Source organism: Methylobacterium sp. WSM2598 (assembly GCF_000379105.1).
In the GTDB taxonomy this organism is placed as follows: Bacteria; Pseudomonadota; Alphaproteobacteria; order Rhizobiales; family Beijerinckiaceae; genus Methylobacterium.
In genome coordinates this window covers 4,352,308-4,366,535 of record NZ_KB900609.1, presented here as the reverse complement: position 1 = coordinate 4,366,535, position 14,228 = coordinate 4,352,308, and the positions used below count along the sequence as shown (strand labels likewise).

At 74.1% G+C, this 14,228-nt stretch carries 12 protein-coding genes; 3 read left to right on the top strand and 9 right to left on the bottom strand.

Annotation, left to right across the window (positions count from 1 at the left end):
- Positions 1-7 precede the first annotated feature (7 nt).
- From MET2598_RS0120715 to mnmE, 4 genes are all read right to left on the bottom strand, one after another.
- On the bottom strand, positions 8-853 hold the full coding sequence (locus MET2598_RS0120715) for a ParA family protein (RefSeq protein WP_018262194.1): 846 nt from the start codon (positions 851-853) through the stop codon (positions 8-10).
- Positions 850-1,488, bottom strand: a complete 639-nt coding sequence (rsmG, locus tag MET2598_RS0120710) for a 16S rRNA (guanine(527)-N(7))-methyltransferase RsmG (protein WP_018262193.1) — start codon at positions 1,486-1,488, stop codon at positions 850-852. The genes MET2598_RS0120715 and rsmG overlap by 4 nt, the downstream gene beginning before the upstream one ends.
- On the bottom strand, positions 1,488-3,371 hold the full coding sequence (mnmG, locus tag MET2598_RS0120705; protein ID WP_018262192.1) for a tRNA uridine-5-carboxymethylaminomethyl(34) synthesis enzyme MnmG: 1,884 nt from the start codon (positions 3,369-3,371) through the stop codon (positions 1,488-1,490). The genes rsmG and mnmG overlap by 1 nt, the downstream gene beginning before the upstream one ends.
- Positions 3,372-3,545: 174 nt before the next feature.
- On the bottom strand, positions 3,546-4,856 hold the full coding sequence (gene mnmE / locus MET2598_RS0120700; protein WP_018262191.1) for a tRNA uridine-5-carboxymethylaminomethyl(34) synthesis GTPase MnmE: 1,311 nt from the start codon (positions 4,854-4,856) through the stop codon (positions 3,546-3,548).
- 200 nt (positions 4,857-5,056) lie between these two features.
- Between mnmE and mdoH the strand changes: the two genes are divergently transcribed.
- Positions 5,057-6,931, top strand: coding sequence for a glucans biosynthesis glucosyltransferase MdoH (mdoH, locus tag MET2598_RS0120695; RefSeq protein WP_018262190.1), 1,875 nt, complete (start codon positions 5,057-5,059; stop codon positions 6,929-6,931).
- 118 nt (positions 6,932-7,049) lie between these two features.
- Here the strand turns inward: mdoH and MET2598_RS0120690 are convergent, their stop codons facing one another.
- Positions 7,050-7,514 carry a hypothetical protein gene (locus MET2598_RS0120690; RefSeq protein ID WP_018262189.1) on the bottom strand — a complete coding sequence of 155 codons (465 nt, stop codon included), beginning with the start codon at positions 7,512-7,514 and terminating at the stop codon, positions 7,050-7,052.
- A 329-nt stretch (positions 7,515-7,843) separates the two neighbouring features.
- Positions 7,844-9,004: a trans-sulfuration enzyme family protein gene (locus MET2598_RS0120685; RefSeq protein WP_018262188.1), complete on the bottom strand. Its 1,161-nt coding sequence runs from the start codon at positions 9,002-9,004 to the stop codon at positions 7,844-7,846.
- An 81-nt stretch (positions 9,005-9,085) separates the two neighbouring features.
- On the opposite strand from MET2598_RS0120685, the gene MET2598_RS0120680 reads away from it, so the two are divergent.
- The gene (locus tag MET2598_RS0120680; protein WP_018262187.1) at positions 9,086-9,598 is read left to right on the top strand and encodes a TspO/MBR family protein; all 513 of its coding nucleotides are present in this window, start codon (positions 9,086-9,088) and stop codon (positions 9,596-9,598) included.
- A 156-nt stretch (positions 9,599-9,754) separates the two neighbouring features.
- A complete protein-coding gene (gene ppk2, locus MET2598_RS0120675) occupies positions 9,755-10,672 on the top strand; it encodes a polyphosphate kinase 2 (RefSeq protein WP_018262186.1) in 918 nt (305 codons plus the stop codon).
- A 231-nt stretch (positions 10,673-10,903) separates the two neighbouring features.
- Here the strand turns inward: ppk2 and MET2598_RS0120670 are convergent, their stop codons facing one another.
- From MET2598_RS0120670 to MET2598_RS0120655, 3 genes are all read right to left on the bottom strand, one after another.
- Complete coding sequence (locus tag MET2598_RS0120670; RefSeq protein WP_442919012.1) at positions 10,904-13,240, bottom strand: molybdopterin cofactor-binding domain-containing protein; 2,337 nt, start codon at positions 13,238-13,240, stop codon at positions 10,904-10,906.
- On the bottom strand, positions 13,189-13,635 hold the full coding sequence (locus MET2598_RS0120665; RefSeq protein WP_012331351.1) for a (2Fe-2S)-binding protein: 447 nt from the start codon (positions 13,633-13,635) through the stop codon (positions 13,189-13,191). The genes MET2598_RS0120670 and MET2598_RS0120665 overlap by 52 nt, the downstream gene beginning before the upstream one ends.
- A gap of 297 nt (positions 13,636-13,932) precedes the next feature.
- A complete protein-coding gene (locus MET2598_RS0120655) occupies positions 13,933-14,199 on the bottom strand; it encodes a hypothetical protein (RefSeq protein ID WP_018262183.1) in 267 nt (88 codons plus the stop codon).
- Between the last annotated feature and the right edge of the window lie 29 nt (positions 14,200-14,228).

Below are 14,228 nucleotides of genomic sequence, written 5' to 3'. Positions count from 1 at the left end.
CCGGCGCTCACGCGGCGGCGGGGAGGCGTCCTTCGCGCTGGATGATCTCGGAGGCCAGGCGCAGGTAGGCCTGCGAGCCGGCGCATTTCAGGTCGTAGAGCAGGACCGGCTTGCCGTGCGAGGGCGCCTCGGAGACGCGCACGTTGCGGGGGATCATCGTCTCGTAGACCTTGTCGCCCATGAAGGCCCGCACATCCGCCACGACCTGGGTCGAGAGGTTGTTGCGCGGGTCGAACATGGTGAGCACGATGCCCTGGATCGCGAGCCGCGGGTTGAGCGCGCCCCTCACCTGCTCCACCGTCCGCAGCAGCTGGCTCAACCCCTCCAGCGCGAAGAACTCGCATTGCAGCGGCACCAGCACCGCGTCGGCCGCCGCGAGGGCGTTGATGGTGAGGAGGTTGAGGGAGGGTGGGCAGTCGATCAGCACGTAGGTGAAGCGCTCCTCCTCGGCCATCTCGCCGCGGGTCAGCGGTTCGAGGACGCGGCGCAGGCGGTGGGCGCGGTCCTGCGCGCTCGCCATCTCCATCTCGAGGCCGAGCAGGTCCATGGTCGAGGGGGCGATCGCGACGCGCGGCACGGCGGTCGCCTGGACGGCCTCTTTCAGGGCGGCCTCGCCCGCGAGAACGTCGTAGGTCGAGAGGCGGCGCTGGCGGCGGTCGATCCCGAGCCCCGTCGAGGCGTTGCCCTGCGGATCGAGGTCGATGATCAGCACCTGCTCGCCGATCGCCGCCAGGGCGGTGCCGAGATTGATGGCCGTCGTGGTCTTGCCGACGCCGCCCTTCTGGTTGGCGAGCGCGATGATGCGAAGGGGCCGCGCGGAGCGGGCCGGCGCCTCGGAAGGTTCCACTGTCATGGAAGCGGGTCGCTCAAGCTGGAGATGCGGACGATCCCCGCGGAGGAATCGGTCCGGCTCGGGATCACATCCGCCACGAATGTCCACTTTTCGCGGGCGGCGGTCAATTCGGATTGGGCCTCCCGGCCCTTCGGAAACAGCCCGATGGTGCCGCTTTTCAACAGCGGGGCCGTCCAGGCGATGAGCTGCGGCAGGGGCGCGAGGGCGCGGGCACAGACCACGTCGACGCCGCGGAAGTCGGCGACGACGCGCTCGATCCGGGCGACGTGGATCCGGGCCGGGGCGCCGGTGAGGCGGGTGGTTTCCTGCAGGAAGGCGCCCTTGCGGGCATTGCTCTCGACGAGGTCGACGCGCAGGTCGGGGCGGTTCTGCACCCCGGCGATCGCCAGGATCAGGCCCGGGATGCCGGCGCCGCTGCCGAGGTCGAGCCAGGTCCGCGCCTGCGGGGCGGCGTCGAGGAGCTGCAGGGAATCGGCGATGTGCCGCGTCCAGACATCCGGCAGGGTGGCCGGGCCGACGAGATTCTTGATCGCCTGCCAGCGCGTGAGCTGGGCGACGTAGAGGTCGAGGGCGGCGGCTGTTTCACGTGAAACACCCGCCTCCGCCAGCACCCTGTCGCGGTCGGAGGGCACCATCACGCCTCCACCGGAGCGGCCGCGTCGGCCCGCCTAGCATGGGCGGCCAGCAGGGTCAGAGCCGCGGGGGTCACACCCTCGATCCGTGCCGCCTGGCCCAGCGTGTGCGGCCGCACGCAATCCAGCTTCAGCCGCAACTCGTTCGACAGGCCGGCGATGCGCCCGTAATCGAGGGAGGCCGGAAGTCGCACCGCCTCGTCGCGCCGGAAGGCGGCGATGTCGGATCGCTGCCGGTCGAGATAGACCGCGTAGGCCGCGTCGGTGCGCAGCCGCTCGGCGACGCGGGGCGGGACGGCCGCGAGTTCAGGCCAGATCGCCGCGAGGCGCGGCCAGTCGATCTCCGGATAGGAGAGGAGCTGGAAGGCGCTGCGCCGGATCCCGTCCCGGTTCAGGGCGAGGCCGTGCCGGGCCGCCTCGCTCGGCGTGATCGCGAGCGCGTCGAGCCGCGCGCGGGCCGCGGCGAGGGCCTGCTGGCTCTCGGCGAAGTGGCGGGCCCGCGCGGCCCCGACGCAGCCGAGCGCGATGCCCCGCCCGGTGAGCCGCTCATCCGCGTTGTCGACCCGCAGGCTGAGCCGGTACTCGGAGCGCGAGGTGAACATCCGGTAGGGCTCGCTCACGCCATGCGTGACGAGGTCGTCGATCATGACGCCGATGTAGGACTCGGCTCGGTCGAGGACGGCGAGGGCCGATCCGGCGGCGAGGCGCGCGGCGTTGATCCCCGCCAGGATGCCCTGGCCGGCCGCCTCCTCGTAGCCAGTGGTGCCGTTGATCTGGCCGGCCAGGAACAGGCCGGCGACCCGGCGGGTCTGGAGCGTCGGGTCGAGCTCGCGCGGGTCGACGTAGTCGTACTCGATCGCGTAGCCCGGCCGCAGCATCGCGGCCCGCTCGCAGCCCGGGATCAGGCGCAGGACCGCGCGCTGGACCTCCTCGGGCAGGGCGGTCGAGATGCCATTCGGGTAGATCGTGGGATCGTCCAGCCCCTCCGGCTCCAGGAAGATCTGGTGCCCGTCACGGTCCCCGAAGCGCACCACCTTGTCCTCGATCGAGGGGCAGTAGCGCGGACCGCGGCTGGTGATCCCGCCCGAGTACATCGGCGAGCGGTGCAGGTTGGCGCGGATCAGGTCGTGCACCGCCTGCGTGGTGCGGGTGACGCCGCACTCGATCTGCGGCGTGGTGATCCGGTCGGTCAGGCTGGAGAAGGGCACCGGCTCGTCGTCGGCGGCCTGCTTCTCGATCCCGGCCCAGTCGATGGTGCGTCCGTCGAGGCGGGCCGGGGTGCCGGTCTTGAGCCGGCCGAGCCCGAAGCCGTGCCGGTCGAGGGTGGCGGCGAGGCCGAGGGCCGGCGCCTCGCCAACCCGTCCGGCCGGCATGGTCCGCTCACCGATATGGATCAGACCGCGCAGGAAGGTCCCGGTCGTCAGCACCACGGCCGCGCAGGGGAGGGCGCGCCCGTCCGCCAGCACGATGCCCGTGACGCGCCCCTCCACCACGGCCAGGTCGTGCGCCTCGCCCTCGATCAGCGAGAGGTTGGGCGTGGCTGCCAGCTCCTCCTGCATCGCCCGGGCGTAGAGCTTGCGGTCGGCCTGGCTGCGGGGCCCGCGCACCGCCGGTCCCTTGCGGCGGTTCAGCAGACGGAACTGGATCCCGGCGCGGTCGGCGACGCGGCCCATCAGCCCGTCGAGGGCGTCGACCTCGCGCACGAGGTGGCCCTTGCCGAGGCCGCCGATGGCGGGGTTGCACGACATGGCGCCGAGCGTGGCGCGGCGGTGGGTGACGAGCGCCGTGGCGGCGCCCAGGCGCGCGGCGGCCGCGGCGGCTTCCACGCCGGCATGGCCGCCGCCGACGACGATCACGTCGAAGCGGGTGCGGTCGATTCGCTGCATGCGAGATCTCTGGGCGGGCAGCCCGAGATCGTCAACCGGGAAGTCGGGGAGGGCGCGTGTTTCACGTGAAACGGGGAAAGCGGTTGGAGAAGCGTGGCTGTTTCACGTGAAACAGCCACGCTTTCTCGCAGCGCGGGCGCGCCCGCGCGAGCGGGTCCTCCTCGCGGCCCCGCCTCACTTCCCGATGCAGAAGCTGGAAAACAGCCGGTCCAGCATCTCCTCGACGCCGACCCGGCCCGCCACTGCCCCGAGGGCCCGCACCGCGAGGCGCAGGTCCTCGGCGACCAGTTCCGCCGGCATCGTCTCGGCCCCGCCGATCGCCCGCCCGAGATGGGCCGCGCATTCCTCGAGCGCGCGGCGCTGCCGCTCGCGCGTCACCACGGCGTCGCCACGGCCGAGCGCGGCCCCCGCCGCGGCCGCGACGCGGTCGAGAAGCATCGCGAGCCCCTCGCCGGTCAGGGCCGAGATCGCGAGCGCCCCGTCCGCGCCGCCCAGATCCCGCCCGAGATCCCGCTTGGTGTGCACGACCAGGGCTCCCGTCGGCGCCGCGGCGCCGCCCTCGGGCGGCACCAGCCACAGCACGAGATCCGCCTCCTCGATCCGCCGCCGGCTGCGCGCCATGCCCTCGGCCTCGATCGGGTCCGCCCCTTCGTCCCGCAGCCCGGCCGTGTCGACGAGGAGCACCGGCAGGCCGTCGAGGTCGCAGCGGACCTCGATCGCATCCCGCGTGGTGCCGGGGATCGGCGAGACGATCGCCGCCTCCCGCCGGGCGAGGGCGTTGAGCAGCGTCGATTTGCCGGCATTGGGCGGACCGGCCAGGACCACCACGAACCCCTCCCGCAGCCGCTCGCCCCGCCGTCCCTCCGCCAGCGCCGCCAGGATCGCGTCCCGCACCCGCGCGGCCGCGGCGAGACCCGACGCCGACAGGGCCGATTCGTCCACGTCGCCCTCGTCCGAGAAGTCGAGCGCGGCCTCGGCCCCGGCGAGCACGCCGAGCAGGGTGTCCCGCCAAGCCTCCACGAGCCGGCCGAGCGCCCCGTCGAGCTGCCGCATCGCCTGCCGGCGCTGCGCTTCCGTCTCGGCATCGATCAGGTCGGCGAGACCCTCGACCGCGGTCAGGTCCATGCGCCCGTTGAGGAAGGCCCGCCGCGTGAAGGCGCCGGGCTCGGCCGGGGCGAGGCCCGGCAGGCGGCCGAGCACCCGAAGCACGGCCGCGCGGACGGCCGCCCCGCCGTGAAGGTGCAACTCGGCGCTGTCCTCGCCCGTGAAGGTCGCGGGACCGGGCAGCCAGACCACCAGGGCACGGTCGAGCACCTCGCCCGTCCCCGGGTCGCGCAGCTGCCGCAGCGACAGGCGCCGCGGCAGGGGAGGGGGGCCGCCCGTCAGCGCCGTGAGGCATGAGGCCGCTCCCGGTCCGCTGATCCGGATCACCGCCACCGCGGCCCGCCCGAATCCCGAGGCCGGCGCGAAGATCGTGTCGGTCAAGACGTCGCTCCTCCGGGGGCTCCGCCCCGCACCCCGCGCGGGCGCCGCCCGCGCCCCGCCGGGAACTCGCCCCCGGAGCCCGGGATTGACAGCGCCGGTCCGTCCTGTCGAGCATCGCGGCGCCGCAGCGTCATCGTTCCGGCACCATTCAGGCCAATCCCCCTAGGGCTGGCCATCCTCCCGTCTCCGTCGAGTCCTCCATGCCGCCTGCCTCCCCGCCCGATGCGGCGCTGATCGTGCGCCGCCTCGCCCTCGCGCTCCCGACGCTCGCGACGGCCGCCGCGCTGGCCGGGCTCGCGGCCGCGGCGAGCCCGGCCGACGGTCTCCTCGACGGCGCCGTCCTGGTGCTGTTCTGCCTCGTGATGACGTGGCAGGCCTACGTGGCGTGGCAATACGTCTACGGCGCCGCCGCCGCCTGGCTCAGGCGGCGCGTCGTCTCCGCCGTCGAGGCGGCGGCCCCGACGGTGCCGCTGGCGCCGTCCGGGCGGAGCCGCACGGTGCTGGCGGTGGCGATCCACGCCGAGGACCCCGTCGCGGTCTTCGCGGCGATCCGGGTGATGGCCCGCTCCATCGCCCGGGCGGGCGGCGGCGGCGACATCGACATCTTCGTCCTCAGCGACACGCGGGACGCCGCCATCGCCGCCGCCGAGGAGCGCGAACTCGCCCGCGCCCGGGCGTGGTGCGAGGCCGCCGGTCCCGGGCTGCCGCGCCTGCGCTATCGCCGCCGGGCCGAGAATACGGGCCGCAAGGCCGGCAACATCGCGGAGTTCTGCCGCCGCCACGGCGACGCCTACGAGTTCATGGTCGTGCTCGACGCCGACAGCCTGATGAGCGGCGCCACGATCCGCCGGTTGATCCGGCTGATGGAGGCGCATCCGCGCGTCGGGCTGATCCAGACGGTGAGCTACGCGGCCGGGCGCGACACGCTCTTCGCCCGCATCCAGCAATTCGCCGTGCGCCTCTACGCGCCGCTCTCGATCCGCGCCCTCGACACCTGGCAGGGCCCGGACGGCAGCTACTGGGGCCACAACGCCATCCTGCGCCTGCGCGCCTTCGCGGCGCATGCCGACCTGCCGGTTCTGCCCGGACGGCCGCCGCTCGGCGGCGAGATCCTCTGCCACGACACCGTCGAGGGGGCGCTGCTGCGCCGCGCCGGCTGGGAATTGCGCCTGCTGCCGGAGGAGGGGGGCACCTGGGAGGAGATGCCGACGAACCTCGTCGACCTCCTCGGGCGCGAGCGCCGCTGGTGCCAGGGAAACCTGCAGCATCTCGGCCTCGTCGGCACGCCCGGCCTCACGGCCGGGAGCCGCTGGCACCTCCTGGTCGGGATCCTGTCCTACCTCGCCTCGCCGCTCTGGCTCGCCTTCCTGGCCCTCGGCACGGCCCGGGCTGTCCTGCGCGGCGATCTCGGCCTGCTCGCCTACGGGCTCACCGGCGAGGGGGAGGCGGCCGGCGCGCTCGCGGCGCTCACCCTGGCGGTCCTGGCGGCGCCCAAGCTGCTCAGCCTCGGCCACGTCCTCCTCAGCCGCGAGCGGCGGAGCGCCTTCGGCGGAACCCGCCGGCTCCTCCTCAGCGCCGCCCTCGAACAGGTGGTCTGGGTGCTGCTCTGGCCGGTGCTGATGCTGTTCAACGCCGGGGCGGTGGCCTCGACCCTGGCCGGCAAGGTCGTGCGCTGGGACGCGCAGGTGCGCGACGACCGGCAGGTCCCCTGGTCGGAGGCGGCCCGGCTGCAGGCCGACGCGCTGATCGCGGGGGGCGTCCTGGCCATACTCCTCGCCGTCGCGGGCGATCCGTGGCTGGCCGCCTGGATGGGGCCCGTCGCCGCCAGCCTCCTGCTCAGCCCCGCCCTGAGTGTGCTGACGAGCCGCGCCGATCTCGGCCAGGGCGCGCGGCGGCGCGGGCTGTTCCTGACCGTGGACGACACCGCGCAGGCGCCGGAGCTGCGCGACCTCGCGGCGGCCCGGGCCGGCCGGCCGCCGGAGCCGGAGCGCCCGCGCGCCCAGCCCGTCGCTGGGGAGGGGCCGGTCTGGCTCGCCACCGTCACGGACGACGCCGCAGCCTCGCCCCCGCGCTGAGCCGGCCCGCGGACCCGCCGGGACGGGCGCCGGACGGCTCCTCAGCGGAATCGCCGCGCGCGATCCTGCCGTGACCGTCGCGTGCGGACCATCGTCGCCGCCGAATCGGTCGCGCGGCTCAGCGCGCCGGCTTGCCCAGCACCCGGAGGGGATCGGTGCGCTGCTGCGGCGAGGGCGCGGTGGTGAGCGCCGTGCCCTCCTCGCCCCGCCGGGTGCTGCCGGTGGTCGCGGGTCCGGCGCCGCCCTGGCCGGCGGTGGCGCCGTTCTCCGGCCCGTGCACCGGCACGTTGCCGCTGGCGAGTTCGAGGCAGGTCAGCATCTCGACATAGCTCGGGAAGCCGCCGGCCCGCGATTGCTGCGAGCACTGGCGCTTCGCCGTGGCCGAGAAATCACCCCAGCGCTTGCGCAGGTCGTCCCCCGCGGCGCGCTCCGAGCGCAGGCAGCCATCCGCCCCGGCATCGGTCGAGACGGAGGCACGTCCCGGTGACTTGCAGGTGGCCTCGATGTTGAAGCGCGGCGGCCCGTCGGCCGCGGCGAGGAGGACGTGCGCGCCGAGAAGCGCGGCGGGCAGGGCGGCAGGCATGGGACACTCCTCGGCAGGCGAGCTTTGCGGGAGAACGCGCCGGGATGCGATCGGTTCGACAGGCGGGCCCGTGCGAACCGAAGGAGCGGCGCGTCGACCGAAAGTTCACCATGATCCGAAATCCGACGGATTGCTTCGCAATACGGATTTCGGCCTCGCTCAAGCGCCGCGCGGGCTTGGCATACGACATCCGACGGATTGCTTCGCCGTCTCCAATTTCGGCAATACGGATGTCGGCCTCGCTCAAGCGACGCGCGGGCTTATCTCACGCTCTCCGGACGTGGTCGTCCGGAGAGCGTCTGATTCCCTGCCCGCCGGGCCGCGGCGGCTCAGGCCGCGCCGCGCAGGGCCGCGTCGAGATCCGCGAACAGGTCCTCGGGGTCCTCGATGCCGATCGAGAGGCGCAGCAGGTCGGCGGGGCAGGGGGTCCCGGGCCCCTCCACCGAGGCGCGGTGCTCGATCAGGCTCTCGACCCCGCCGAGGGAGGTGGCGCGCTTCCACAGGGAGACGCGGGCGGCGGTGGCGATCGCCGCCGCCTCGCCGCCGGCGACGCGGATCGACAGCATCGTGCCGAAGCCGCCCTCCATCTGCCGCGCCGCGACCGCGTGGCCGGGATGATCGGCCAAGCCGGGATAGAGCACGGCATGGACCCGCGGGTGGGCCGCGAAGCGCTCGGCCAGCGCGGTGGCGCCCCTCATCTGCGCGGCGATGCGCAGGTGCAGGGTGCGCAGGCCGCGCAGCAGCAGGAAGGCCTCGAAGGGGCCGAGGATGGCGCCCTGGCTCGCGCGGATGCCCTTGATCCGGCCCCAGAACGCGTCCTCCCGCGCCCCCGCCAGCACGCCCGCGATCACGTCCGAGTGGCCGTTCAGCACCTTGGTGGCCGAGTGCATGACCACGTCGGCCCCGAGCGCGAGAGGGCGGGTGACCACCGGCGAGGCGGCGGTGGAATCGACGGCCAGCCGCGCGCCGGCCGCGTGCGCGATCTCGGCCGCGGCCGCGATGTCGGTGATGGTCCAGAGCGGGTTCGAGGGCGTCTCGAGCCAGACCAGCTTGGTGCGGCCCGGCACCACCGCCGCCCGCAGGGCGTCGAGGTCGTCGGTGGCGACGAAGTCGACCTTGAGGCCCCAGCGGGTCGCCTCCTGCAGCAGCCAGCGGCGCAGGGCCCAGTACATCACGCTCGGCGCCACCACGTGGTCGCCGGGATCGAGCGCCCCGAACACCGCCGTCGCCGCCGCCATGCCGGAGCCGAACAGCAGCGCGCCCGCCGGCGCCTCCTCCAGCATGGCGAGGACGGCCTCGGCCTCGCGCACCGTGGCATTGTCCGGCCGGCCGTAGCAGTAGCCGGAACTGTACTGGTTGTCGGGGTCGCGCAGATAGGTCGAGGCGAGGTGGATGGGCGGCACCACCGCCTTGGTCACCGGATCGACGTGGCCCATCGCCTGAACGGCGAGGCTGCGCTTGGACCAGGGGGAGGGGGGGGCGCGGCTCATCTGCAACTCCTGCGGCACCGCTTCGCCCTTGCAGAACGGGGGCCCGAGCGCAAGTCAGGGCGGTCATCCCCTGGAACTGCCATGACGCTCGCCGCCACCCGCCTCGCCGTCCCGTCCCCCGCCCTGCGCCTCGCCCTCGCCGTGCTGCCGGTGCTCGCCACGGCGCTCACCGGCCCGCTCTTCACCACGCCCAACATCCCGACCTGGTACGCGGGCCTCGCCAAGCCGGGTTTCACGCCGCCGAACTGGATGTTCCCGGTCGCGTGGTCGATGCTCTACGCGATGATCGCGCTCGCCTGCTGGCGCGTCCTCGGCAAGGCCCCGGCGAGCGCGGACCTGCGCCGGGGCCGGAGCGTGGCGCTCGCCGCCTACGCGGTCCAGCTCGCCCTCAACGCGATCTGGACGCCGGTCTTCTTCGCCGCCCATTCCCTGCTCGGCGGGCTGGTGGTGATCGTCGCGCTCCTCGTGATGATCCTCTGGACGATCCGGCTGTTCTGGCCCCTCGACCGCGCCGCGGCCCTGCTGCTGGTGCCCTATGCGGGCTGGGTCGCCTTCGCGACGGCCGTGAACGCGGCGGTGTGGCGGATGAACTGATCGGCCGGCGCCTCGGCCGGCCCCGCGGGTCTCGCCCCGCCCCGCCGGGGGGACCGGAACCGGCCGGGTGCGGCGGGTCCCCGCGCAAACTGTCACATCCCGGCTGCAGAATGGGCCGGGCCCGCCCGTTCCCGGCGGGCCGGACGGAGAGGCGCGATGGAAGACGATCTGAAGGCCGCCCGGGTCGGGGCCGTGCGCGAGGAGGTGGCGGACAGCCTCGACGAGGAGATGGAACTCGAACTCGACGAGGCGTTCCTCGAACGCGTCGCCGACGGCGTCGAGCCCCCGAACCGCGCCCCGACCCTTCCGCGGGCGGTGTATTTCCGCGAATTGCTGCGCCTGCAGCAGGAACTGGTGCGGCTGCAGGATTACGTGCAGGTCCACAGGAAGCGGGTCGTGGTGCTCTTCGAGGGGCGCGACGCGGCCGGCAAGGGCGGGGTGATCAAGCGCATCACCCAGCGGCTGAACCCGCGCGTCTGCCGCATCGCCGCGCTGCCGGCCCCGAGCGAGCGCGAGCGCACGCAATGGTACTTCCAGCGCTACGTCGCCCACCTGCCGGCCGGCGGCGAGATCGTGCTGTTCGACCGCTCCTGGTACAACCGCGCCGGCGTCGAGCGCGTGATGGGCTTCTGCACCGACGACGAGTACGAGGAGTTCTTCCGCTCGGTGCCGGAATTCGAGCGGATGCTGGTGCGCTCGGGCATCATCCTGGTGAAGTACTGGTTCTCGATCACCGACGAGGAGCAGGAATTCCGCTTCCGGATGCGGATCAACGACCCGCTCAAGCAGTGGAAGCTGAGCCCGATGGACGTGCAGTCGCGGGCCCGCTGGGAACTCTACACGAGGGCCAAGGAGACGATGCTGGAGCGCACCCACATCCCCGAAGCGCCCTGGTGGGTGGTCGAGGCGGTCGACAAGAAGCGGGCGCGCCTCAACTGCATCGCCCACCTCCTGGAGCAGGTGCCCTACGGCGCCGTCGAGCGCCCCCCCGTGGACCTGCCCGAGCGGGTGCGCCACCCGGATTACGAGCGCCACCCGGTTCCCGCCGAGATGCACGTCCCGGCCCGCTACTGAGCGGGTGCCCGCTCCTCGTAGCCCGGCGGGCCAGCGCCGCCGCGGAGGCGGCGTCGATCCCCGGCGAGGCGCCGGTGACGAGCGCCGTGCCGTGCTGCGGATCCACCGGGGGCCCCCGACATCCGGGTGATGGCTTCGCCATCTCCCATTTCGGCCATGCGGATGTCGGCGTCGCTCGGGCGCCGCGCGGGCTCGTGATCCGGGCTCCGCTTGGATCAAGCGGAGCCCGGATCAGACGCCGGAGAGCCTGACGTTGGAGAGCGGCAGCGCGCGGACGCGCTGGCCGGTGAGCGCCGCCACCGCGTTGGTGACCGCGGGCGGCACGCCGGGCAGGCCCGGCTCGCCGACCCCACCCATCGGGGCGCCGCTCTCGACGATGCGCACGTGGACCGCCGGCATGTGCTCGCGCCGCAGGATCGGATAGGCGTCGAAGTTGCGCGCCTGCCGCTGCCCGTCCCGATAGAGCATCTGCTCGACGAGCGTCGCCGAGAGGCCGAGCGCCGCGGCCGATTCGACCTGGGCCTTCACGATCGCCGGGTTGACCACGCTGCCCGGGTCGAACGCGATCCAGAGAGTGTGCACCTGCGCCTCGCCGCCCTCGACCGAGACTTCCGCCACGGTCGCGGTCTCGGAGCCGAAGGGCGAGGCCATGGCGAGGCCGCGGGCGCGCCGCCCGCCCTCGGCCTCGTAGGGGCCCCGCTTCCAGCCGCCGGAGAGGTCCGCGACCTCCTCCAGCAGCCGCCGGTGGCGCGGGCTGCCCGCCACCAGCGCCATCCGCAGGGCGAAGGGGTCCTGCCCGCCCGCCTGCGCGATCTCGTCGAGGAAGCTCTCGTAGAAATAGTCGTTCATCGAGTGCCCGACCGAGCGCCAGAACGCGATCGTGACCGGGTGCGCCCGCTTCACGAAGGTCATGCGGCGGTTCGGGATGGCGTAGGGCTTCCGGACCAGCCCCTCGACGGCGGAGGGGTCGACCGGCCCCTGGACCATCGCCCCGAACCAGCGGCCGATCGGCCCCTCGCCGACCGTGCGCACCTCGAGCGCGATCGGCCGGCCCGCCGCGTCGAGGGCGGCGCGGAAGCGGCTCGCCGAGAGGGGCCGCAGGGCGTCGCTGCCGAACTCCTCCTCCCGCGACCACAGCACCCGCACGGGCCGGCCCGTCGCCCTGGCGAGCAGGATCGCCTGCGGGTAGGGGTTCGCCGGCCCGTAGGCGAAGTGGCGCCCGAAGAAGCCGCCGAGCATCGGCGAGTGGATGCGCACCCTGTCCGGGGCGAGGCCCGCCGCCTGCGCGGAGAGGGCCTGGAACAGCTCCGGCATCTGGTTGGGCGTCCAGACGTCGAGCGTGCCGTCCGGGTTGAAGCGGGCGATGGCGGAGGGCGGCTCCAGCTGGGCGTGGGCGAGGTAGGGCGCCTCGTAGGCGGCCTCGATCACCCTGGCGGCGCTCGCGAAGGCGCCGCCCGCGTCGCCCTCCGCCTCCGCCACCTGCGCCTCCGCCACCTGAGCCTCTCCGGGCGCGTCCGCGAGCGCGGCCCGCATCGCCTCCGACGAGAAGGTCGCCGAGACGGTCGCGATGCCCTCCGGCTCGGGCGCCGACCAGCGCACGCGGAGCGCCTCCACGGCCTTGCGGGCGCGCCACCAGCTGTCCGCCGCCACCGCGACGGCGCCGGGGAGTCGGTGGACCGAGTGGACGCCCGGCATCCGCCGGACCTCGTCCTCGTTGGCGAGGGACAGGGGCTCGGTGCCGAGATGCGGCGCGTGCTGGACCGCCGCGTGGAGCATCCCCTCGACCGTCTGGTCGATCGCGTAGACCGCCCGGCCCGTCGCCTTGTCCCGCACGTCGAGGCGGGGCACCGGCCGGCGGATGTAGCGGAACGAGGCCGGGTCGCGCAGGGGCACGCCGTCGCGGGGCTTGAGGGCGAGCGCCTCCCCGGCGAGGTCGCCGTACGGGAGGGTGCGGCCGGAGGCGGGGTGCACCACGGCGCCGTCGCGGGTGGCGAGGCTTCCCGCCTCCACCTTGAGCCGGGCGGCGGCGGCGCGGATCAGCATGTCGCGGGCGGTGGCGCCGAGCTGGCGCATCAGCGCGTAGCTGGAGCGGGTGGAGAAGCTGCCGCCGGTCATCCGCAGGCCGTTGACCACGGCGTAGTCCGGGCCGGGCGGGGCGCACTCGACCAGGAAGCGGGCGGGATCGACGTCGAGTTCCTCGCCGACGATCTGGGCCATGCCGGTGGCGATGCCCTGGCCGCCCTCCACGAAGGGGCTGAGCAGGCGGACGCGCCCGTCCGGGCGGATCTCCAGGAAGGCCGGAACGCGGGTGCCGGGCTGGGGCGCGATGGCGCCGGCGCCCTCGGCCGGGCCCTGCGCCTCGGCGCGGCCCCGGGCCGGGAGCGCGATGCCGAGCACCAGCGCGCCCGCGGCGCGGCCGAGGAAGCGGCGGCGGGAGAGGTTGGCGACGCCCTCCGGCGCGACGGCCGGCAGGGAGGGGAGGGGGGACCGCGCGGGCCGCGTCATCGCCACCTCCCTCAGGCCGCGGCCTGCCGCACGGCGGCGGCGATGCGGTTGTAGGTGCCGCAGCGGCACAGGTTGGTCATCGCGGCGGCGATGTCCTCGTCGGTGGGCTTCGGGTTCTGCGTGAGGAGGGCGGTGGCCGCCATGACCTGCCCGGACTGGCAGTAGCCGCATTGCGGCACCTGCTCGGCCACCCAGGCCTCCACGACCCTGCGGCCGACCGGATCCTGCTCGATCGCCTCGATGGTCCGGACGCGGGCGGCGCCGACGCTCTCGATCGGCACCTGGCAGGAGCGCGTGGCCTGCCCGTCGATCAGCACCGTGCAGGCGCCGCACTGGGCGATGCCGCAGCCGTACTTCGTGCCCGTCATGCCGAGCGTGTCGCGCAGGACGAAGAGGAGCGGGGTGTCGGGCTCGACCTCGACCTGATGGTCGCGGCCGTTGATCGTGAGGTGGAACATCGCGGGTCCTCGGGGGGCGGACGCTGAGCCAGGACCCTATGACCGCCATGCTTCCCGAGAAATGTCGTAAATCCGACTTTTTCGGACATCGGCTCCGCGCGATCGATCAGGTCTCGCCCGCAAAGCGGCGCAGGGCGTTGCGCGATTGCTGATCGATCTCGGACGGGGGCATCACGGAGGCAGCGGGGGCCGTCACCTCCGGCCGCACGGGCCGCACCGCGAGGCGGGACCGAGCCGGGCCGGTCGGTCGCGGATGGCGCGCGTCCCGGATTCCGCCCCGGTCACGCGGATCCCCGCTCAGCGATCGACCCAGCGCCGCACCGCGTAGGGGAAGCAGCGCCCGTGCTCGTCGGTCAGGTCGCCGTCCGGGCCGGCGCACCACACCACCTCGTCGGCGGCGGCCGGGAAGGCGGTCAGCGTCAGGCCCCGCACCACCCGCACCTCGCCCGGATCGATCTCGGCGCAGCCGACGCAGGCCTCCTCCTCGATCACCCGGTCGATGTCGGCCCCGTCGGGCAGGCAGGCGTAGAGCACGTCGGCGAAGGCGAGCGTGTAGGTGCGCATGAATCCCCTCCCGTCATCGATGCGGTGAG